Annotated in this window: 20 protein-coding genes and 1 pseudogene; 11 read left to right on the top strand and 10 right to left on the bottom strand. The window is 49.6% G+C overall.

The window, feature by feature from the left end:
* Window positions 1-16 precede the first annotated feature (16 nt).
* Entirely contained in the window at window positions 17-1,078 is a 1,062-nt protein-coding gene (locus tag AACS80_RS18805) for an AI-2E family transporter (RefSeq protein ID WP_130207455.1), read from the bottom strand.
* A gap of 212 nt (window positions 1,079-1,290) precedes the next feature.
* Between AACS80_RS18805 and bepA the strand changes: the two genes are divergently transcribed.
* Together bepA and arsC are read left to right on the top strand one after the other, a co-directional pair.
* On the top strand, window positions 1,291-2,754 hold the full coding sequence (gene bepA, locus AACS80_RS18810; protein ID WP_130260490.1) for a beta-barrel assembly-enhancing protease: 1,464 nt from the start codon (window positions 1,291-1,293) through the stop codon (window positions 2,752-2,754).
* A gap of 20 nt (window positions 2,755-2,774) precedes the next feature.
* Window positions 2,775-3,134, top strand: a complete 360-nt coding sequence (arsC, locus tag AACS80_RS18815) for an arsenate reductase (glutaredoxin) (protein ID WP_130207459.1) — start codon at window positions 2,775-2,777, stop codon at window positions 3,132-3,134.
* A gap of 137 nt (window positions 3,135-3,271) precedes the next feature.
* Here the strand turns inward: arsC and AACS80_RS18820 are convergent, their stop codons facing one another.
* The 3 genes from AACS80_RS18820 to upp form a co-directional block, all read right to left on the bottom strand.
* A complete protein-coding gene (locus tag AACS80_RS18820; RefSeq protein WP_074399451.1) occupies window positions 3,272-3,973 on the bottom strand; it encodes a DnaA inactivator Hda in 702 nt (233 codons plus the stop codon).
* Between the two features lie 95 nt (window positions 3,974-4,068).
* The gene (uraA, locus tag AACS80_RS18825; protein ID WP_130207461.1) at window positions 4,069-5,358 is read right to left on the bottom strand and encodes a uracil permease; all 1,290 of its coding nucleotides are present in this window, start codon (window positions 5,356-5,358) and stop codon (window positions 4,069-4,071) included.
* Between the two features lie 87 nt (window positions 5,359-5,445).
* Window positions 5,446-6,072 carry a uracil phosphoribosyltransferase gene (gene upp / locus AACS80_RS18830; RefSeq protein ID WP_130207463.1) on the bottom strand — a complete coding sequence of 209 codons (627 nt, stop codon included), beginning with the start codon at window positions 6,070-6,072 and terminating at the stop codon, window positions 5,446-5,448.
* Window positions 6,073-6,240: 168 nt separating this feature from the next.
* Here upp and AACS80_RS18835 point away from each other — a divergent pair, with 168 nt between their 5' ends.
* Window positions 6,241-7,017, top strand: coding sequence for a hypothetical protein (locus tag AACS80_RS18835; RefSeq protein ID WP_135410254.1), 777 nt, complete (start codon window positions 6,241-6,243; stop codon window positions 7,015-7,017).
* Window positions 7,018-7,047: 30 nt separating this feature from the next.
* Here AACS80_RS18835 and AACS80_RS18840 read toward each other — a convergent pair.
* Both AACS80_RS18840 and AACS80_RS18845 read right to left on the bottom strand, forming a co-directional pair.
* Window positions 7,048-7,395: pseudogene (locus tag AACS80_RS18840) on the bottom strand (family 1 glycosylhydrolase); the annotation flags it as partial.
* Entirely contained in the window at window positions 7,376-7,468 is a 93-nt protein-coding gene (locus tag AACS80_RS18845; protein ID WP_445236449.1) for a family 1 glycosylhydrolase, read from the bottom strand. The gene AACS80_RS18845 and the pseudogene AACS80_RS18840, both read right to left, overlap by 20 nt.
* Before the next feature lie 422 nt (window positions 7,469-7,890).
* Here AACS80_RS18845 and purM point away from each other — a divergent pair, with 422 nt between their 5' ends.
* From purM to ppx, 4 genes are all read left to right on the top strand, one after another.
* On the top strand, window positions 7,891-8,928 hold the full coding sequence (gene purM, locus AACS80_RS18850; RefSeq protein WP_130207469.1) for a phosphoribosylformylglycinamidine cyclo-ligase: 1,038 nt from the start codon (window positions 7,891-7,893) through the stop codon (window positions 8,926-8,928).
* Window positions 8,928-9,569: a phosphoribosylglycinamide formyltransferase gene (purN, locus tag AACS80_RS18855; RefSeq protein ID WP_135410256.1), complete on the top strand. Its 642-nt coding sequence runs from the start codon at window positions 8,928-8,930 to the stop codon at window positions 9,567-9,569. Before purM ends, purN begins: the two co-directional genes overlap by 1 nt.
* Window positions 9,570-9,741: 172 nt before the next feature.
* The gene (gene ppk1 / locus AACS80_RS18860; RefSeq protein WP_130207473.1) at window positions 9,742-11,808 is read left to right on the top strand and encodes a polyphosphate kinase 1; all 2,067 of its coding nucleotides are present in this window, start codon (window positions 9,742-9,744) and stop codon (window positions 11,806-11,808) included.
* A 3-nt stretch (window positions 11,809-11,811) separates the two neighbouring features.
* Entirely contained in the window at window positions 11,812-13,353 is a 1,542-nt protein-coding gene (ppx, locus tag AACS80_RS18865; RefSeq protein ID WP_130207475.1) for an exopolyphosphatase, read from the top strand.
* A gap of 44 nt (window positions 13,354-13,397) precedes the next feature.
* Here the strand turns inward: ppx and AACS80_RS18870 are convergent, their stop codons facing one another.
* Together AACS80_RS18870 and AACS80_RS18875 are read right to left on the bottom strand one after the other, a co-directional pair.
* Complete coding sequence (locus AACS80_RS18870) at window positions 13,398-15,641, bottom strand: bifunctional diguanylate cyclase/phosphodiesterase (RefSeq protein WP_135410257.1); 2,244 nt, start codon at window positions 15,639-15,641, stop codon at window positions 13,398-13,400.
* 181 nt (window positions 15,642-15,822) lie between these two features.
* Entirely contained in the window at window positions 15,823-15,963 is a 141-nt protein-coding gene (locus tag AACS80_RS18875; RefSeq protein WP_165383276.1) for a hypothetical protein, read from the bottom strand.
* Window positions 15,964-15,991: 28 nt separating this feature from the next.
* Here AACS80_RS18875 and AACS80_RS18880 point away from each other — a divergent pair, with 28 nt between their 5' ends.
* The 3 genes from AACS80_RS18880 (at window position 15,992) to AACS80_RS18890 (ending at window position 17,569) form a co-directional block, all read left to right on the top strand.
* Window positions 15,992-16,183 (top strand): YfgG family protein, encoded by a 192-nt coding sequence (locus tag AACS80_RS18880; protein ID WP_165383277.1) that lies wholly within the window; start codon window positions 15,992-15,994, stop codon window positions 16,181-16,183.
* A 312-nt stretch (window positions 16,184-16,495) separates the two neighbouring features.
* Complete coding sequence (locus AACS80_RS18885) at window positions 16,496-17,014, top strand: outer membrane lipoprotein (RefSeq protein ID WP_165382790.1); 519 nt, start codon at window positions 16,496-16,498, stop codon at window positions 17,012-17,014.
* Between the two features lie 15 nt (window positions 17,015-17,029).
* A complete protein-coding gene (locus AACS80_RS18890; RefSeq protein ID WP_130207481.1) occupies window positions 17,030-17,569 on the top strand; it encodes a DUF5384 family protein in 540 nt (179 codons plus the stop codon).
* Between the two features lie 132 nt (window positions 17,570-17,701).
* Here AACS80_RS18890 and guaA read toward each other — a convergent pair whose 3' ends face one another.
* Both guaA and guaB read right to left on the bottom strand, forming a co-directional pair.
* Complete coding sequence (guaA, locus tag AACS80_RS18895; protein ID WP_000138266.1) at window positions 17,702-19,279, bottom strand: glutamine-hydrolyzing GMP synthase; 1,578 nt, start codon at window positions 19,277-19,279, stop codon at window positions 17,702-17,704.
* Window positions 19,280-19,347: 68 nt separating this feature from the next.
* On the bottom strand, window positions 19,348-20,814 hold the full coding sequence (gene guaB / locus AACS80_RS18900; RefSeq protein WP_001296289.1) for an IMP dehydrogenase: 1,467 nt from the start codon (window positions 20,812-20,814) through the stop codon (window positions 19,348-19,350).
* Window positions 20,815-20,975: 161 nt separating this feature from the next.
* Here guaB and xseA point away from each other — a divergent pair, with 161 nt between their 5' ends.
* Entirely contained in the window at window positions 20,976-22,352 is a 1,377-nt protein-coding gene (xseA, locus tag AACS80_RS18905; RefSeq protein ID WP_135410258.1) for an exodeoxyribonuclease VII large subunit, read from the top strand.
* The last annotated feature ends 39 nt before the right edge of the window (window positions 22,353-22,391 follow it).

Below are 22,391 nucleotides of genomic sequence, written 5' to 3' on the forward strand. Positions count from 1 at the left end.
CCCTTTTCGCTGAAGATTACTCTTGCGGGATTTGACCATCCGGCCAGGCATGGATTACTGCTTTGATTAGCGTTGCCAGTGGGATAGCGAAGAATACGCCCCAGAATCCCCACAGCCCGCCGAAAATCACCACCGATAAAATAATCACTAGCGGATGCAGGTTCACGGCTTCAGAGAACAACACCGGTACGAGTAAGTTACCGTCCAGCGCCTGGATAATCAGATACACCGCGAAGCAGCTCCAGAACTCGGTGCCAGCGCCAAACTGGAATAGCGCCACGCCGACCACCGGAATGGTCACCACAAATGCGCCAATGTACGGAATAAGCACCGAGAAACCAACCAGCACCGCCAGCAGCAGCGAATAGTTCAGCCCAAAGAGTAAGAATCCCAGCCAGGTTGCGATCCCCACCACGATCATCTCCAGTACCTTGCCACGGATGTAGTTGGTGATTTGCTGGTTCATCTCCTTCCACACCTGCCCTGCCAGTCCACGGTTGCGCGGCAGCACCCGACGAACGGCATTCAGCATTTGCTCTTTGTCTTTCAGCAGGAAGAAGACCATCAATGGCACCAGCACCAGATAGACGGCAATGGTCAGCAAACCGACCAACGAGGCGAGGGAGATTTTCACCACTGAATCGCCCATGGTAAGCATCCGGCTACGCATATTCTCAGCCATCGCATCAATAATGCCCGCGTCCATCAACGCCGGATAGCGGCGCGGCAACGTGGCGGCAAAATCAGAAAGCTTATTGAGCATGCCCGGCATATCGCGGATTAAATAAATGCCCTGTTGCCAGGCGATAGGCATGACCACAAATGCCATCAGTAGCAGGATGCCAACAAACAGGACCAGCACAATCGACGTCGCCCAACGGCGGGAACAGCCAATAGATTGCAGGCGCACAGTGGGCCATTCCAGCAAATAGGCCAGCACAATAGCCACCAGCAACGGCGCGAGTAATCCACTAAAGAAAAAGATAATGCCAAAACCGGCAACTAAAATAACCAGCAAGGCAATCGCTTCCGGGTCGCTAAAACGGCGGCGATACCATTGCATCAACATTTCGAGCATAAAGACCTTCCCTGAACCTCAAGAGGGGGATTGCGATCCGCAATTGTATCGAAATGTCACAAAAAAGACTTCGCTTTTTATGACGGATTCAGGAAACTAAAAAGTCATTTGAGTGGGTTAATCTTCACCGTTACACTCAAAGACGGCGCGGTGGGAACGATATTTCACAGTATCGGTCAAATGACTATCTCCAGAAATACAGGACAGAGGTTATGTTCAGGCAGTTGAAAAAAAACCTGGTTGCTACCCTCATTGCTGCTGTGACCCTCGGTCAGGTAGCCCCGGCGTTTGCCGATAGCGCAGACACCTTGCCGGATATGGGAACCTCCGCAGGAAGCACGCTTTCCATTGGTCAGGAAATGCAAATGGGCGACTATTATGTTCGCCAGTTACGCGGCAGCGCGCCGTTAATTAATGATCCGCTATTAACGCAATACATTAACTCGCTGGGGATGCGTCTGGTTTCGCATGCCAATTCAGTTAAGACGCCATTCCATTTCTTTCTGATCAATAACGACGAAATTAACGCCTTTGCTTTCTTTGGCGGCAACGTAGTGCTGCATTCTGCCCTGTTCCGTTATTCCGATAACGAAAGCCAACTGGCTTCGGTTATGGCGCATGAAATCTCCCACGTCACCCAGCGCCACCTGGCGCGAGCGATGGAAGATCAGCAACGTAGCGCACCACTCACCTGGGTCGGGGCGTTAGGTTCTATTTTACTGGCGATGGCCAGCCCGCAGGCGGGAATGGCAGCGCTGACCGGTACGCTGGCGGGAACACGCCAGGGGATGATCAGCTTCACCCAGCAAAACGAACAGGAAGCAGACCGCATTGGGATTCAGGTGCTGCAACGCTCGGGGTTCGATCCGCAGGCGATGCCGACCTTCCTCGAAAAATTGCTCGATCAAGCGCGTTACTCTTCGCGTCCGCCGGAAATTTTGCTGACTCACCCGTTGCCGGAAAGCCGTCTGGCTGATGCTCGTAACCGTGCTAATCAGATGCGCCCGATGGTGGTGCAATCGTCAGAAGATTTCTATCTGGCGAAAGCGCGTACTCTAGGGATGTACAATTCCGGACGTAATCAGCTCACCAGCGACTTGCTGGATGAATGGGCGAAAGGCAATGTTCGTCAGCAACGGGCGGCACAGTATGGCCGTGCTTTACAGGCGATGGTAGCCAATAAATTCGATGAAGCACGGAAAACGCTTCAGCCATTATTGGCGGCAGAACCGGCTAACGCATGGTTTCTCGATCTGGCAACCGATATTGACCTTGGGCAACACAAAGCCAATGACGCGATCAATAGGCTGAAAAATGCCCGCGATTTACGCACCAGTCCGGTGTTGCAGCTCAACCTGGCAAACGCGTATCTGCAAGGCGGTCAACCGCAGGAAGCGGCCAATATTCTGAATCGCTATACTTTTAATAATAAAGATGACAGCAATGGCTGGGATTTGCTGGCACAGGCGGAGGCCGCGCTAAATAACCGCGATCAGGAACTGGCTGCGCGAGCAGAAGGTTATGCGCTGGCCGGGCGACTCGACCAGGCCATTTCTCTGTTAAGTAGCGCAAGTTCGCAGGTGAAATTAGGCAGCCTACAACAAGCGCGTTACGATGCGCGCATCGACCAGTTGCGCCAGTTGCAGGAACGCTTTAAGCCTTATACCAAGATGTAATTCGCATTAAAGGAAGAATAATGACCAAACAGGTAAAAATCTACCACAACCCACGCTGCTCAAAGAGCCGTGAAACGCTGAACCTGCTGAAAGAAAATGGTGTGGAGCCGGAAGTGGTGCTCTATCTTGAGACACCCGCCGATGCGGCAACGCTACGTAATTTGCTGAAAATGTTGGGTATGAATAGCGCCCGTGAACTGATGCGCCAGAAAGAGGATCTTTATAAAGCGCTGAATCTTGCAGACAGTTCGCTTAGCGAAGAGGCGCTGATTCAGGCAATGGTGGATAATCCGAAGCTGATGGAACGCCCGATTGTGGTCGTGAATGGCAAAGCGCGTATTGGTCGCCCACCGGAGCAAGTGCTGGAAATCGTGGGTTAAGATGCACCCCTTCGGTAGCTAAGGCATATTGCCGGATGCGACGCTTGCCGCGTCTTATCCGGCCTACAAATACAATGAACTTGATTCGAGTAGGTCGGATAAGGCGCTCGCGCCGCATCCGACAATAAACGTCCTGTCTACAGCTTAAGGATCTCTTTCACAAACGGAATGGTCAACTTACGTTGTGCAGTAATCGATGCGCGATCCAACTGATCCAACGTCATAAATAGCGTGCGCATTTCTCTGTCGAGCCGCTTCAGCAAGAAACGTCCCACATCTTCCGGCAGTTCAAAACCACGCAAACGGGCGCGTAACTGTAAAGCCTGCAATTTGTCTTCATCAGAAAGTGGCTGCAACTTGTAGATCTGCCCCCAGTCGAGACGTGACGCAAGATCCGGTAACCCCAGATTCAACTGACGAGGTGGACGATCACCAGTGATCAGCAACCGTGTTTTACCTGACTCCAGAATCCGATTGTAGAGATCGAAAATCGCCATCTCCCACAACTCATCGCCAGCAATACACTCAATATTGTCGATGCAAACCAGCGACAGTTGTTCCATACCATCGAGCACTTCCGGAACAAACCAGGTGCGTTTATCCAGCGGGACATAACCTACCGCATCGCCACGCTGCGACAATTCCGCGCAAGCCGCGTGCAGCAGATGGCTGCGCCCCGCGCCTTCGCGTGCCCAGAGATAGATGTAACCGCTATGTTCCTGACGCAGCACGTTTTTCATCGCGGCCAGTAAAGAGGAGTTATCCCCCGGCCAGAAACTTGCAAAGGTTTCGTCGTCAGGAAGATAAAGTGGCAAAGAGAGCTGTGCCGGTGTGTTCAGAGATACCTCAACCAGGGATTTCACAAAATCACGAGAAGTTTACCACAGAATTCCATCATGTTTGAACCGGGCAGCATTACTGCCCGGTCGCTACATTATTTTTCTGTTATATCGGCGTCTTCTGCATCCAACACCACTTCTTCCGGACGGAGCACGCTAATCAATTTAAAGATCAGGCTTAAGCCAATGCCGACGATGGTCGCCAACGCCATACCTTTCAGTTCTGCCGCACCGATGTTTACCTTCGCGCCGCTGACGCCGATGATCAGGATCACGGAAGTCAGGATCAAGTTCTGTGCTTTGTTGTAGTCCACTTTCGATTCAATAAGTACACGAATACCAGAAGCGCCGATGACACCGTAAAGCAGCAGCGAAACGCCGCCCATCACCGGCAGTGGGATCATCTGGATAGCCGCAGCCAGTTTACCAACACAGGAGAGCAGAATGGCGAAGATCGCCGCACCACCGATTACCCAGGTACTGTAGACGCGGGTGATCGCCATAACGCCGATGTTTTCCCCGTAGGTAGTGTTTGGCGTGGAACCAAAGAACCCGGAGATAACGGTCGACAGGCCATTAGCGAACATGGAACGGTGCAGGCCCGGATCGCGCAGCAGATCTTTTTTCACGATGTTAGCCGTTACCACCAGATGCCCCACGTGTTCGGCAATAACCACCAGCGCCGCAGGCAGAATGGTCAAAATGGCAAACCACTCAAAGCGCGGCGTGTAAAAGGTCGGCAGAGCAAACCAGTGAGCGTTAATAATCGGCGTGGTATCGACAATACCCATTGCGAAGGAGAGCGCGTACCCCACCAACACGCCAATCAAAATCGGGATAATCGCCAGGAAACCGCGGAACAGAACGGAACCTAAAACCGTAACCGCAAGGGTAGTAATGGAGATAATGATGGTTTTGGAATCTGGCATTTGCCCTTCAGTCGGGAGTAAGCCAGCCATGCCAGCGGCCACGCCCGCCAGCTCCAGACCGATGACAGCAACGATTGCCCCCATTGCAGCTGGAGGAAACAGCACATCCAGCCAGCCAGTCCCTGCTTTCTTCACAATAAAAGAAACCAGACAGAACAGCACGCCGCACATAATAAAGCCGCCCAGCGCGACTTCATAACCCAACGGCAACAGCAATAACACCGGAGAAATAAAGGCAAAGCTCGAACCAAGATAAGCCGGGATTTTCCCTTTACAGATGAAGAGATACAGCAGCGTTCCGATACCGTTAAATAACAGTACGGTCGCCGGGTTGATATGAAATAAGACGGGCACCAGGACGGTTGCACCAAACATGGCGAACAAATGTTGTAAACTAAGCGGGATTGTCTGTAAAAGTGGCGGTCTTTCACTCACCCCGATAGCACGGCGCGTCATAGTATTATCCTCTGTATATTATGTGTTATAGGCGCTTTACTCAAAAAAAAGCCGACTCTTAAAGTCGGCTTTAATTATTTTTATTCGTTATTTCGTACCAAAGATTTTATCACCAGCATCGCCGAGGCCCGGAATAATGTATCCGTGCTCATTCAGCCCCTGGTCAATCGATGCGGTATACAGCTCGACGTCCGGATGCGCTTTTTCCAGCGCAGCGATACCTTCTGGCGCAGCCACCAGCACCAGCACTTTAATGCTGCTGCAGCCCGCTTTTTTCAGCAGGTCGATGGTCGCGATAACGGAACCACCGGTTGCCAGCATTGGGTCAACGATCAGCGCCATACGCTCATCGATGTTAGAAACCAGTTTCTGGAAGTACGGTACCGGCTCCAGTGTTTCTTCATCACGGTACATACCGACTACGCTGATGCGCGCGCTCGGAACGTTTTCCAGAACACCGTCCATCATCCCCAGACCCGCACGCAGAATTGGCACCACGGTAATTTTCTTACCTTTGATCTGGTCAATTTCTACCGGGCCGTTCCAACCTTCGATAGTGACTTTTTCCGTTTCGAGGTCGGCGGTCGCTTCGTAAGTCAGCAGGCTACCCACTTCGGAAGCGAGTTCGCGAAAGCGCTTGGTACTGATATCTTGCTCACGCATCAGTCCCAGCTTGTGTTTGACGAGTGGGTGTTTGACTTCCACGATCTTCATACTCTTTCTCCTTTGAGGGCAGCCACAAAAAAAATCGACGGATTATACCGCCATTCTTTTCATCGACAACATTTTTTTACTTGATGCTGATCAAGCATAGGCGGGGTTGCCAGGAATAGAGTAGCAAATCTCAGTACTCATCAGCTTTTGCGCCAGGATGCGCGAGACATGAAAAAACGGAAAAGTAAAAAAGAGCAAGCGTGGGCGGAAGCCTCTACTTTTGAGAAGGTGTTATACCGGAGCTATCAGGCAGCTTTTGTGATTTTTAGCCTGTGGACTGGCTGGGTGGTTTATGATGAAGTGCAGATGCGGCAAGACTCAGTTGCGACGATGTCAACGATTTACAATGTGCGTTTCATCTCACCGGAAGAAGCTGCAAGTAAAGGCTTATGTAAACTACATGGCCGGAACGCGAATTGCGATTTTCGATATACCTTCACCGTTGAATTTCAGGCGAGTGGACGCAAAAGAACAGCAGAATTTATTGATACGTCCTGGAATCCCGGCAACAGAAAGTCTGTCTGTATCAATTATGTGAAAAGCAAACCCGAGATTGTAAAATTTTGCCACGCCTTCTGGTTCAAACTTCACAAAGACTATTTTGGGTTCCCCTTCGGCTTCTGGTCATTGACCATAATGGGTGCATTAGGCATCGCTGTCACCATTGCCGCTGAAAAAGTAAAACAGCGATTCCGGCGAGCATCTCAACCGCCACCAAAACAGCAGTGGTATCGGATTAGCGACAGGCAAACCGGACAGCTACTGTTGGAAACAAATAATAAAAAAGAGGTCAATATTCTGCTGAATCAAAAGAAAATAACCGCCATCAGAGGCGGGGGAAACAGCGAGATTGTGACGATCAACGGCAGGAAAATAGCGCGTTCCTGGGTTATTTACGAGGTGATTGAACGCAATTCCAGGCGCACGAAGAAAAAAGCATCCTAACGCGGCCAGCTTTCGCTGGTCGTTCCATGATTACAGCTTCTCGCCGTTAGAGACGATCACCTCTTTATACCAGTTGAACGATTTTTTACGGCTGCGTGCTAGCATGCCGTTACCTTCGTTATCTTTATCAACGTAAATAAAGCCGTAGCGTTTTTTCATCTCGTTAATATGGGCTGCGAGATAATCAATACGGTACTGGTCGTTCACCGTACCGTCGCTTTCCTGCACGTCGATCGAGCCAAAACCGTTCTCTACGATAAACAGCTGTAGCTGATAGTGGTCACAGAACCAGTTCAGCGAATAGCGCAGCCCTACCGGGTCAATCTGCCATCCCCAATAGAATTTATGCACGTATGGGTTAGAAACCAGGCTGGTTGTTTATCTCGTTAAAGGTCATCCAGTACTTCACTGGATGCTGATAATGGGTGAAGACAACCTGGGCAAAGCGCACGAAGAAGTCGATGAGTTTACGGTTACGCCTGCCGTCATTACATCAGCCACGTTTTCATAGCAAAGTTATCGAAGCGACGGATAGCGCCGCCCATTTTTAGCGCGGTGCCGCCAATATCAAATGCTGCAATGCCCATCGTTCTCATCCTTCCCGAATGGTAAAACGACACGCTGACTTCTCGTTTCCGCAAAAACAGAAACCGATTTCAGTTGCACCATGTGCATTCAACGCAACTGATGCAAGGACAAAAATGTACCCGGTTTCATTTTCGTGAATAGTATCAAAGTTGACCGCGTTCTCAGGCCGAACGGCAAAAATCCCCCCCCTAAAAAATGGATGCACAATGGGCTCGCAAACGTTTGCTTAGACTGTTAGAATTGCGCCGATTTTTCTTGCTAACGCAAACGCGTGGAGACTTAGCAGTGACCGACAAAACCTCTCTCAGCTATAAAGATGCCGGTGTTGATATTGACGCAGGAAACGCTCTGGTTGACCGAATCAAGGGGACTGTGAAGAAAACCCGTCGCCCGGAAGTGATGGGGGGATTGGGTGGATTCGGCGCATTGTGCGCGCTGCCGCAAAAATATCGTGAACCCGTACTGGTTTCCGGCACTGACGGTGTAGGCACCAAGCTACGTCTGGCGATGGACTTAAAACGTCACGACACCATTGGTATTGATCTGGTCGCCATGTGCGTTAATGACCTGGTGGTGCAAGGCGCGGAACCGCTATTTTTCCTCGACTATTACGCAACCGGAAAACTGGATGTTGATACCGCTTCAGCGGTGATTAGCGGCATCGCGGAAGGTTGTCTGCAATCGGGCTGTTCACTGGTGGGTGGCGAAACGGCAGAAATGCCGGGGATGTATCACGGCGAAGATTACGATGTCGCTGGTTTCTGTGTTGGGGTGGTAGAAAAATCAGAAATCATCGACGGTTCTAAAGTTAGCGACGGCGATGTGCTCATTGCGCTCGGCTCCAGCGGCCCGCACTCGAACGGTTACTCGCTGGTACGCAAAATTCTCGAAGTCAGCGGTTGCGACCCGCAAACTACAGAGCTGGACGGAAAACCTTTAGCCGATCATCTGCTGGCGCCAACCCGTATTTATGTGAAGTCAGTGCTGGAATTGATTGAAAAGGTTGATGTTCACGCCATTGCGCACCTGACCGGCGGCGGTTTCTGGGAAAACATTCCTCGCGTATTACCAGAAAACACTCAGGCAGTGATTGATGAATCCTCCTGGCAGTGGCCGGAAGTGTTCAACTGGCTGCAAACGGCAGGTAACGTCAGCCGCCATGAAATGTATCGTACCTTCAACTGCGGCGTCGGGATGGTTATCGCCCTGCCTGCTCCGGAAGTGGACAAAGCTCTCGCCCTGCTCAATGCCAACGGTGAAAACGCGTGGAAAATCGGTATCATCAAAGCTTCTGATTCCGAACAACGCGTGGTTATCGAATAATGAATATTGTGGTGCTTATTTCCGGCAACGGAAGTAATTTGCAGGCAATTATTGATGCCTGTAAAACCAACAAAATTAAAGGCACCCTACGGGCAGTTTTCAGCAATAAGGCCGACGCGTTCGGCCTTGAGCGCGCCCGCAAAGCAGGTATCGCAACGCATACGCTAATTGCCAGCCAATTTGACAGTCGGGAAGACTATGATCGGGAGTTGATGCACGAAATCGACATGTACGCACCCGATGTAGTAGTTCTGGCCGGTTTTATGCGCATTCTCAGCCCAGCGTTTGTTTCCCACTACGCCGGACGTTTGCTAAACATTCACCCTTCCCTGCTACCGAAATATCCCGGTTTGCATACCCATCGTCAGGCGCTGGAAAATGGCGATGAAGAACACGGTACATCAGTGCATTTCGTCACCGATGAGCTGGACGGCGGCCCGGTGATTTTGCAGGCTAAAGTTCCGGTTTTTGCCGGTGATACGGAAGATGAAATCACCGCTCGCGTGCAAACTCAGGAACATGCTATTTACCCGCTGGTCATTAGCTGGTTTGTTGATGGTCGTCTGAAGATGCTTGAAAACGCCGCGTGGCTGGATGATCAGCGTCTTCCACCGCAGGGCTACGCCGCCGACGACGAGTAATCTTCCGCATATTTAAAGCGCCAGCGCTACTGCTGGCGCATCTCATTTCTCCTGTAAATCGCAGGCTTCAGCAGTTTTTTTCCCCCTTTTCTGGCATAGTTGGACATCTGCCAACATTGCTCGCCATAATATCCAGGCAGTGTCCCGTGAATAAAACGGAGTAAAAGTGGTAATGGGTCAGGAAAAGCTATACATCGAGAAAGAGCTCAGTTGGTTATCGTTCAATGAACGCGTGCTTCAGGAAGCGGCGGACAAATCTAACCCGCTGATTGAAAGGATGCGTTTTCTTGGGATCTATTCCAATAACCTTGATGAGTTCTATAAAGTTCGCTTCGCTGAACTGAAGCGACGGATCATTATTAGCGAAGAACAAGGTTCTAACTCTCATTCCCGCCATTTGCTGGGCAAAATTCAATCCCGCGTGCTGAAAGCCGATCAGGAATTTGACGGCCTTTACAATGAACTGCTACTGGAGATGGCGCGTAACCAGATCTTCCTGATTAATGAACGCCAACTCTCCGTTAATCAACAAAACTGGCTGCGTCATTATTTTAAGCAGTATCTGCGTCAGCACATTACGCCGATTTTAATCAATCCCGACACTGACTTAGTGCAGTTTCTGAAAGATGATTATACCTATCTGGCAGTGGAGATTATTCGTGGCGATACCATCCGTTACGCGCTGCTGGAGATCCCATCGGATAAAGTTCCGCGCTTTGTGAATTTGCCGCCGGAAGCACCGCGTCGACGCAAACCAATGATTTTGCTGGATAATATTCTGCGTTACTGCCTTGATGATATCTTCAAAGGCTTCTTTGATTATGACGCGCTGAATGCCTATTCGATGAAGATGACCCGCGACGCCGAATACGATTTAGTACACGAGATGGAAGCCAGCCTGATGGAGCTGATGTCTTCCAGTCTGAAACAGCGTTTAACCGCAGAGCCAGTACGTTTTGTTTATCAGCGTGATATGCCTAACGCGCTGGTTGAAGTGTTGCGTGAAAAACTGACTATTTCCCGTTACGACTCTATCGTCCCTGGCGGCCGTTACCACAATTTTAAAGACTTTATTAATTTCCCTAATGTCGGCAAAGCGAATCTGGTTAACAAACCACTGCCGCGTTTACGCCATATCTGGTTTGATAAAGCCCAGTTCCGCAACGGTTTTGATGCCATTCGCGAACGCGATGTTCTGCTCTATTACCCTTATCACACCTTTGAGCACGTACTAGAACTGTTGCGTCAGGCTTCGTTCGATCCGAGCGTGCTGGCGATTAAAATCAACATTTACCGTGTGGCAAAAGATTCACGCATCATCGACTCGATGATCCACGCAGCGCACAACGGCAAGAAAGTGACCGTGGTGGTTGAACTACAGGCACGTTTTGACGAAGAAGCTAACATTCATTGGGCGAAGCGACTAACCGAAGCTGGCGTGCACGTTATCTTCTCTGCGCCGGGGCTGAAAATTCACGCCAAACTGTTCCTGATTTCACGTAAAGAAAACGGTGAAGTCGTCCGTTACGCGCATATCGGGACCGGGAACTTTAACGAAAAAACCGCACGTCTTTATACCGACTATTCGCTGCTGACCGCCGATGCGCGCATCACCAACGAAGTGCGGCGGGTGTTCAACTTTATTGAAAACCCATACCGTCCGGTGACATTTGATTATTTAATGGTGTCGCCGCAAAACTCCCGCCGTCTGTTGTATGAAATGGTGGATCGCGAGATCGCCAACGCACAACAAGGGCTGCCCAGCGGTATTACTCTGAAACTGAATAACCTGGTCGATAAAGGACTGGTCGATCGTCTGTATGCGGCATCCAGTTCCGGCGTGCCGGTAAATCTGCTGGTACGCGGGATGTGTTCGTTGATCCCCAATCTGGAAGGCATTAGCGACAATATTCGTGCTATCAGCATTGTTGACCGTTACCTTGAACATGATCGGGTATATATTTTTGAAAATGGTGGCGATAAAAAGGTTTACCTCTCTTCCGCCGACTGGATGACGCGCAACATTGATTATCGTATTGAAGTGGCAACGCCGCTGCTCGACCCGCGCCTGAAGCAGCGGGTACTGGATATCGTAGATATTCTGTTCAGCGATACGGTGAAAGCACGTTATATCGATAAAGAACTCAGTAATCGCTACGTTCCCCGCGGTAATCGCCGGAAAGTTCGGGCGCAGTTGGCGATCTACGACTACATAAAATCACTCGAACAACCAGAATAACCTATGCCAATACACGACAAATCCCCTCGCCCGCAGGAGTTTGCTGCGGTCGATCTTGGTTCAAACAGTTTCCACATGGTTATTGCCCGTGTGGTGGATGGCGCCATGCAGATTATTGGCCGTCTGAAACAACGGGTACACCTGGCAGATGGTCTGGGGCCAGATAATATGTTGAGTGAGGAGGCGATGACGCGCGGTTTAAGCTGTCTGTCGCTGTTTGCCGAGCGCTTGCAAGGTTTCTCTCCCTCTAGTGTCTGCATTGTCGGGACACATACATTGCGTCAGGCGCTGAACGCTACTGATTTTCTGAAACGCGCCGAAAAGGTTATTCCCTATCCGATTGAAATTATTTCCGGCAACGAAGAGGCTCGTCTGATTTTTATGGGTGTGGAACATACCCAGCCGGAAAAAGGTCGCAAACTGGTTATTGATATTGGCGGCGGCTCAACGGAGCTGGTAATTGGAGAAAATTTCGAACCGATTCTCGTCGAAAGCCGCCGGATGGGTTGCGTTAGCTTTGCCCAGCTTTATTTTCCGGGCGGGGTCATCAATAAAGAGAATTTTCAGCGCGCACGCATGGCGGCTGCACAAAAACTGGAAACATTAACCTGGCAATTCCGTATTCAGGGCTGGAACGTTGCTATGGGGGCTTCCGGCACCATTAAAGCCGCCCACGAAGTGTTGCTGGAAATGGGCGAGAAAGACGGCATCATCACACCAGAGCGCCTCGATAAACTGGTGAAAGAGGTTTTACGGCATCGTAACTTCTCGGCGTTAAGTTTGCCGGGTCTTTCGGAAGAACGTAAAACAGTTTTTGTTCCTGGTCTGGCTATTTTGTGTGGTGTATTTGATGCCTTAGCTATTCGTGAACTGCGGCTTTCTGACGGGGCGCTGCGTGAAGGCGTTTTGTATGAAATGGAAGGACGTTTCCGCCATCAGGATGTGCGTAGCCGCACCGCCAGCAGTCTGGCCAACCAGTATCACATTGACAGTGAACAGGCCCGACGGGTGCTCGACACAACTATGCAAATGTACGAACAATGGCGGGAACAGCAACCGAAGCTGGCTCATCCACAACTGGAAGCATTACTGCGCTGGGCCGCCATGCTGCATGAGGTCGGATTAAGCATTAATCATAGCGGCCTTCATCGCCATTCGGCGTATATCCTGCAAAACAGCGACTTGCCAGGGTTTAATCAGGAACAACAACTGATGATGGCGACGCTGGTGCGTTATCATCGTAAAGCGATTAAGCTCGACGATTTGCCACGCTTTACGCTGTTTAAGAAAAAACAGTTCCTGCCGTTAATTCAACTGTTGCGTCTTGGCGTATTACTTAACAATCAACGTCAGGCAACCACAACACCGCCGACATTGACTCTGATTACTGATGATAGCCACTGGACGTTACGTTTTCCGCATGACTGGTTTAGCCAGAACGCGCTGGTATTGCTTGATCTGGAAAAGGAGCAAGAATACTGGGAAGGCGTGAGTGGCTGGCGGTTAAAAATTGAAGAAGAAAGCACGCCGGAAATCGCGGCTTAATATGAAATGAAAACGGGCCAACCTGTTGCGTTGGCCCAAATGAATTACGCGCTTTCTCGAACAGGTTCTCTTTCAGCTGTAATCGCAATTAACGGCTGCGGTTCACCAATCAAAAAGCCTTGCAGGTAATCAATACCCAAAGAGTGTACGGCTTTGCGAATCTCTTCATTTTCAACATACTCCGCAACCACTTGCATTTTCTTCATTCGTGCCAGATGACAAATCGATGCCACTATCTGGTAATCCAGACTATTCGAGGCAATATTACGGATGAAGCTGCCATCAATTTTTAATAAATTGGCATTCACATTTTTTAGCCGCGCATAACTTGCGTATCCGGTGCCGAAATCATCAATAGCAATCTGGCATCCTAACTCCTGAAGATGTTGTAACGTATTCTGTGCCTGCTTAACATTGGTAAGGGCATTACTTTCGGTGACTTCAAAGATAAGCTGCCACGCCTCTATTTGGTATTTCGCTAATAACTTACTAATTTTAACAGGAAAGCGGGCCTGACAAACTGAAGTTGGCGACAAATTAATCGCAAATCGTTGGGCGGGCATTTTCTCTTTATTTTCCGCCATAAATTGCAATGTATGTTCGATGACCCACATGTCGATACTGGACGATAAGCCAAATTCATGCGCAACCGGCAAGAAATTATCAGGATTGATGAGTTCATCATTCTCCCCTCGCATACGCAGCAAAATTTCATGATAGATATCGCCGCGCACTCCAGTAATTGGCTGGGCCATAAGGCAAAAATCGTCGTGCTCAAGCGCCTGCTGTAGCCGATTCATCATTGCCACTTTGTCTTTTAATTCTCGCTGCAGATACATTGCCCCGCGACGCTGCATATTTTCCGGGGTATTAGTCACTATTGAGAGTTCAGCAACCGTACTTAGCTCGCCTAACAGCAAATAAATATGATTCACTGGCGAACGGACATAGCAATAGCTGACACCAATCTGTGGTTGCAATGGCATATCATCCCAAAAGAAACGAAACTGCTTAAGATGGTTATCCAATGCGATAATGCGCTCCTGGTGAGACTCTGTATTCAGTCGCAGCGCGAGATCATTGCCAGAAAGCTGATAAACGTCTTCTCCGGGTTCCAGTAAAGGTGCCAGCCAATGTGAAAGCTTTTGTTTGTATTGGATACGCAGCATGATGCCATAGTTCTTTACCAGCATTTCCATACCGGGAATGCGTAAAAAACATAGCGCGGACCAGGGCGCATCACGCAGCGCGCGATTCAAAGCTCGAACATTCGGCAGATGAACAACCGGGTCCACGTAAGCCAGCCGCTGAATGCGTTTGGTCACCGCTCGTTGACGCGTTGCCAGAACCGCCATGTAATTGACGATAAAAGAAAATACCAGATAGCTGGAGGAGGTTATGGTTAGTTGAGTGGTATACCCATGATAAAGGGGAATATAATTCTGGTAGCTATGGATACTGATCATCAGCACTATTGCCCAGAGCAACGAGATCAGCTTGTAGCCATAACGCATCGCTCCCCACATCATCAGCGGCAGCAATAACGACAAGGTATAGTTGGTGCTGAAAATTGTGCTTTTTTCATTTAAAGGCATACATAGCAGAAATAACAATGCGCCCAGAGCAAGCAACCACAGCGCGAACTCTTTTTTTGTAACTTTACTGTCAATCTGTTGTTTTAATTGAGAATAATAGCTTCGCAAATAAAATGGATTTCGTACAGAACGAACGATGAAGTAGCAAAGCGGGACGCCTATCAGATTACCCACCAGCAAAGCCTGATAATTAATTAAGGTTCCCAGATTAAAGGGCATGACGCCAACCAGATTTGTTCTGTTCGCCAGTAAACCTACAAACGCCGCAAACTGGAAGAGCACCAGAAACAACGTTGCAGGGAAAACAATCTGCCAAAAAATGCGCTGGGAAATTAAGCGGGTATCGCCATGTGAAACGTTGTTACGTCGGGGAGTAAACACCCTGTAGCCGCCCCAACAAAGAATGATAATGATAATGAAATTAACCGTTAACGAGAGCGTTTCATAAAAACCAAGCTCGGCATACTTGCGAATAAAAATCCCTAGAGCAATACCTGGCAATGCTGCCCAGCTAAAAAACATCATCATACTGATCATCAGCGCTAGCGGCAGATAAAAGAGAAAAACTTCACCAGAAGAAATATGTGCGTACGTATTTATATGGGCAAAAACAGGCAAGATTATAGACGGCAGGATCAGCGGAAGCCCCCACCATTTATCACGTATATTTATATAAGTTGCATTCAGTTTCATAGATGCTCAGCAGAACCCCTTACATCCTGAAAGGGTGTATTCAGACAGGCATCCCACCTGACTTCGATGGATGATTATTCATCGCAATTAAGGAGCATTGATTCTAATTGTCATATGAAAGTTCCAATTGATATATATCAAACAAAATTACCCTGTTCAATGAATTATTACGTTTATCATGTTAACCCGTCATTATTACATCATTATTGTAAATAATTAAATTAACTTCCATAACATTAAAATATGTATCAACTGACGCTTTTTTACATAATGAACAATTGACCATTGCGCCCGGGTATGCCTTAATGTAAGTACCGTCCATGGCATGGACATACCTTGAGGAACCCTTTGTGAGTCAGCCAACCAGTATGCGAAAACGACACCGATTTAACAGTCGCATGACTCGTATCGTATTGCTTATCAGCTTTCTCTTCTTCTTTGGCCGCTTTATCTACTCCTCCGTTGGCGCCTGGCAGCATCATCAGAGCAAAAAAGAAGCTCAGCAATCCACATTCTCTATCGAATCCCCGGTACAACGTTAGCGGTTACCTTCGTCACCTTTACTGAACAAGACGGCTCAATGCTGTCAGATACGGTTGCTCTTTGTTGTTATCAAAGCGGCAGGCATTTATTTATCTAAATTTTTACCTCTTTGTTCTGATTTCGAATCATTCTGCAATAAGACGCAATGTATATTAAACATAATATATATGTTTTTATTATGCGTTAATGCATATATATTTATTCAATGAATTTAAATAAATTTAATCTATTCCTTCATAGTCTATACATTTACTTTCCTCTTTCGATGATCTTAAATGTCTTGTTTTTCGTAAAGTCTATAACAAGGAATAGTGATGAAATTTAAAAAATGTCTTCTGCCTGTGGCAATTTTAGCGTCATTCATGTTGGCAGGATGCCAATCAAATGCTGACGATCATGCCGCCGATGTTTATCAAACTGATCAACTGAATACCAAGCAAGAAACTAAAACCGTTAATATCATTTCCATTCTTCCCGCAAAAGTTGCCGTAGACAACTCCCAAAATAAACGGAACGCACAAGCCTTCGGCGCACTTATTGGCGCAGTCGCTGGCGGCGTTATCGGCCACAACGTCGGGTCTGGCAGTAATTCCGGAACGACGGCAGGTGCAGTTGGCGGCGGAGCTGTAGGCGCAGCAGCAGGTTCTATGGTGAATGATAAAACCTTAGTGGAAGGTGTTTCTTTAACTTATAAGGAAGGCACCAAAGTGTATACATCCACACAGGTGGGTAAAGAATGCCAGTTTACGACGGGTTTAGCTGTCGTTATTACCACGACGTATAACGAAACGCGTATTCAGCCAAATACCAAATGTCCTGAAAAGAGCTAATAATCAGGAGGAGTCATGAAGAAAGTTTTTCTTTGCGCCATCTTAGCCTCCTTAAGCTATCCGGCTGCCGCCTCATCATTGCAGGATCAACTCTCGGCTGTCGCAGAAGCGGAACAGCAAGGTAAAAATGAAGAGCAAAGGCAGCATGACGAATGGGTCGCGGAGCGCAACAGGGAAATTCAACAAGAGAAACAGCGTCGCGCAAACGCTCAGGCCGCCGCCAATAAAAGAGCGGCGGCAGCAGCAGCGGATAAGAAAGCTCGCCAGGATAAACTGGACGCCGAAGCCACTGCGGATAAAAAACGCGATCAAAGTTATGAAGATGAGCTGCGCAGCTTAGAGATTCAGAAACAAAAACTGGCGCTGGCGAAAGAAGAAGCCCGCGTTAAGCGCGAGAACGAATTTATCGATCAGGAGCTGAAGCACAAAGCCGCGCAAACTGATGTCGTGCAATCTGAAGCTGACGCTAACAGGAATGTGACAGAAGGTGGTCGCGATTTGATGAAAAGCGTGGGTAAAGCAGAAGAGAATAAATCGGACAGTTGGTTTAATTAATCGCTGTCAGTAACTTCAAGCCTATGATTCGTGAGGATTACAGGCTTTTTTATATTGCTAACTTTAGTCAGCAATATAAAAAACCCTCTGTAGCAACAGAGGGTTTTGTTCATTCATAGTGCAGGAATTAAATCATTCCCACTCAATGGTAGCTGGTGGCTTGCCGCTGATGTCATACACCACGCGGGAAATACCGTTCACTTCATTGATAATGCGGTTGGAAACGCGACCGAGGAAATCGTACGGCAGATGTGCCCAGTGTGCGGTCATAAAGTCGATGGTTTCGACAGCACGCAGAGAGACAACCCAGTCGTATTTACGACCATCGCCCATTACGCCAACGGAACGTACCGGCAGGAAGACAGTAAACGCCTGGCTGACTTTGTCGTACAGATCCGCTTTACGCAGTTCTTCAATGAAAATGGCATCAGCACGGCGCAGCAGGTCACAATACTCTTTCTTCACTTCGCCCAGCACACGAACGCCGAGGCCCGGTCCCGGGAACGGGTGACGGTACAGCATGTCGTATGGCAGGCCCAGCTCCAGACCAATCTTACGCACCTCGTCTTTGAACAGCTCTTTCAGCGGTTCAACCAGGCCCATCTTCATCTCTTTCGGCAGGCCGCCCACGTTGTGGTGAGATTTGATGACGTGTGCTTTACCGGTTGCAGATGCGGCAGATTCGATAACGTCAGGGTAGATGGTGCCCTGCGCCAACCACTTCACGTCTTCCAGTTTCAGCGCTTCTTCATCGAATACTTCAACGAAAACGCGCCCGATGATTTTACGTTTTGCTTCTGGATCGTTTTCGCCAGCCAGCGCTGCCAGGAAACGCTCTTCTGCCGGAACGTGAATGATGTTCAGACCGAAACGATCGCCGAACATATCCATTACCTGTTCAGCTTCATTCAGACGCAGCAGACCGTTGTCGACAAATACACAAGTCAGGTTTTTACCGATTGCACGATGCAGAAGCATCGCGGTAACGGAAGAATCCACGCCACCAGAGAGGCCGAGGATCACTTTATCGTCGCCCACCTGCTCGCGAATGCGGGCTACAGCGTCGTCGATAATTTTAGCTGGCGTCCACAGCGCTTCACACTGGCAGATATCGCGCACAAAACGCTCCAGCATACGCATACCCTGACGAGTATGAGTCACTTCCGGGTGGAACTGAACACCATAGAAACGTTTTTCTTCGTTAGCCATGATGGCAAATGGGCAGCTTTCGGTGCTGGCGACGGTAACAAAGCCTTCAGGAATTGCTGTTACCTTATCGCCGTGGCTCATCCACACATCAAGCAGCGGCTTGCCATCTGCGCTTAACGCATCTTCGATACCACGAATCAGCGCACTATCAGTTTGAACTTCAACCTGCGCATAACCAAATTCACGTTCGTTGGAGGCTTCAACATGACCGCCCAGCTGCATTGCCATGGTCTGCATGCCATAGCAAACGCCGAATACCGGTACGCCTGCTTCAAAGACATACTGCGGCGCACGCGGGCTGTTTTCTTCGGTGGTACTTTCCGGGCCGCCGGAAAGAATAATGCCGCTTGGATTGAAGTCACGAATTTGTGCTTCTGTCACATCCCACGCCCACAGTTCGCAGTAAACGCCCAGCTCACGCACGCGGCGCGCAACCAGTTGAGTATACTGGGAACCGAAGTCCAGAATGAGGATGCGATGCTTATGAATGTTTTCCGTCATTGACGCTTATTCCGAGGCAAGTGAAACAGATAATATAAATCGCCCGACATGAAGTCGGGCGAAGAGAATCAGGAGCCCAGACGGTAGTTCGGGGACTCTTTGGTGATGGTCACGTCGTGAACGTGGCTTTCCTGAATACCCGCACCGCTGATACGTACAAACTCCGCTTTAGTACGCAGTTCGTCGATAGTACCACAGCCGGTCAGGCCCATACAGGAGCGCAGGCCGCCCATCTGCTGGTGAATGATCTCTTTCAGACGACCTTTGTAGGCTACGCGACCTTCGATACCTTCCGGAACCAGTTTGTCGGCAGCGTTGTCGCTCTGGAAGTAACGGTCAGAGGAACCTTTGGACATCGCGCCCAGAGAACCCATCCCACGGTAAGATTTGTAAGAACGGCCTTGGTAGAGTTCGATTTCACCCGGAGATTCTTCAGTACCCGCCAGCATAGAACCTACCATCACCGCGCTTGCGCCAGCGGCGATAGCTTTGGCAATATCGCCAGAGAAACGGATACCACCGTCAGCGATAACCGGAATGCCGGTGCCTTCCAGGGCTTCAACTGCGTCAGCAACGGCAGTGATCTGCGGAACACCTACGCCAGTAACAATACGGGTAGTACAAATTGAGCCTGGGCCGATACCCACTTTAACCGCGCTGCAACCTGCTTCTGCCAGAGCGCGTGCGCCCGCAGCTGTTGCCACGTTGCCGCCGATGATTTGCAGATCCGGATATTTAGCACGAGTTTCACGGATACGCTGCAGAACGCCTTCAGAGTGACCGTGAGAGGAGTCGATCAGCAGAACGTCAACGCCTGCGGCAACCAGCGCATCAACACGCTCTTCGTTACCCGCACCTGCGCCAACCGCAGCACCAACACGTAAACGGCCTTGTTCGTCTTTACAGGCGTTCGGTTTACGTTCCGCTTTCTGGAAGTCTTTCACGGTGATCATGCCAATCAGGTGGAATTCATCATCAACCACCAGCGCTTTTTCAACGCGTTTTTCGTGCATTTTTGCCAGCACAACTTCACGGGCTTCCCCTTCACGCACAGTTACCAGACGCTCTTTCGGCGTCATGTAAACGCTAACCGGCTGGCTCAGGTCGGTCACAAAACGCACGTCACGACCAGTGATGATGCCGACCAGTTCGTTTTCTTCGGTAACAACCGGGTAGCCAGCAAAGCCGTTACGCTCGGTCAGTTCTTTCACTTCACGCAGCGTCGTGGTTGGCAGAACAGTCTGCGGGTCAGTCACCACGCCAGATTCGTGTTTTTTCACGCGGCGAACTTCTTCCGCCTGGCGTTCAATGGACATGTTTTTGTGGATAAAGCCGATACCGCCTTCCTGAGCCAGAGCAATAGCCAGGCGCGCTTCCGTTACGGTATCCATTGCTGCGGAAAGCATAGGAATATTCAGACGAATAGTTTTCGTCAGCTGAGTGCTGAGGTCAGCAGTATTCGGCAGAACGGTAGAATGAGCAGGAACGAGGAGAACGTCGTCAAACGTCAGAGCTTCTTTAGCGATACGTAGCATGGGCAATATCTCGACCAGAGTGGTTAATAAATATTGCCGCGGCATTATACAGAGCGTAACCGATTGCATCTACCCCTTTTTGCAAATAATGCTTGCGCTCCCCGGTCAGCACGTTACTATCGATTGAATAACCTGCTGATTTAGAATTTGATCTCGCTCACATGTTACCATCTCAATCCCCCGCTATTTTTACGGTTAGTCGCCTGAATCAGACCGTCCGTTTGCTGCTTGAGCAGGAGATGGGGCAAGTGTGGATCAGCGGCGAAATTTCTAACTTCACGCAACCGGCTTCCGGTCACTGGTACTTTACGCTCAAAGATGATACCGCCCAGGTACGCTGCGCAATGTTCCGCAACAGCAACCGCCGGGTGGCCTTTCGCCCGCAACACGGGCAGCAAGTGCTGGTTCGCGCCAATATTACACTCTATGAGCCACGCGGCGATTATCAGATTGTCGTCGAAAATATGCAGCCCGCCGGTGAAGGTTTGTTGCAACAGAAATACGAACAACTCAAAGCGAAATTGCAGGCTGAAGGTTTGTTCGATCAAGAGCTTAAGAAACTACTCCCCTCCCCTGCGCACTGTGTAGGTGTCATCACCTCAAAAACAGGTGCCGCACTGCACGATATTTTGCATGTGCTTAAACGTCGCGATCCGTCATTGCCAGTGATTATTTATCCTACCGCGGTACAGGGTGATGATGCGCCAGGGCAAATCGTTCGTGCCATTGAGCTGGCGAATCAGCGCAACGAGTGCGACGTGTTAATTGTCGGGCGCGGTGGCGGTTCGCTGGAAGATTTATGGAGTTTTAACGACGAACGCGTGGCGCGGGCAATTTTTGCCAGTCGCATTCCGGTTGTCAGTGCCGTTGGACATGAAACCGATGTGACCATTGCCGATTTCGTTGCCGATTTACGAGCACCAACTCCGTCGGCTGCCGCTGAAGTGGTGAGCCGTAATCAGCAGGAGTTACTGCGCCAGGTGCAGTCTGCGCAGCAGCGGCTGGAAATGGCGATGGATTATTATCTCGCCAACCGCACGCGTCGCTTTACGCAAATTCATCATCGCTTGCAGCAACAGCATCCGCAGCTTCGGCTGGCGCGTCAGCAGACTACACTCGAACGTCTACAAAAGCGGATGAGCTTTGCGCTGGAAAATCAGCTTAAACGAGCCGGACAGCAACAGGTGCGATTAACACAGCGGCTGAATCAGCAAAATCCACAGCCGAAGATTCATCGCTTGCAAACGCGCATTCAACAACTGGAATATCGTTTAGCAGAAACCCTGCGCGCACAGCTTAGCGCCACGCGTGAACGTTTCGGTAATGCGGTGACGCATCTGGAAGCGGTTAGCCCACTGTCAACGCTGGCGCGCGGCTATAGCGTCACCAGCGCCGCAGATGGCGCGGTGTTAAAGCAGGTGAAACAGGTAAAAGCGGGCGATACGATGACCACGCGTTTAAATGATGGCATTGTGGTAAGCGTAGTGAGCAACGTGACGAAAACCCGCAAACCACGCAAAAAAGCGGCTAATCCGTAGGTCGGGCAAGATGCGCCAGCATCGCATCCGGCAATATCA

The sequence above is a fragment of the Escherichia sp. E4385 genome (genome assembly GCF_963883145.1).
GTDB lineage: Bacteria > Pseudomonadota > Gammaproteobacteria > Enterobacterales > Enterobacteriaceae > Escherichia.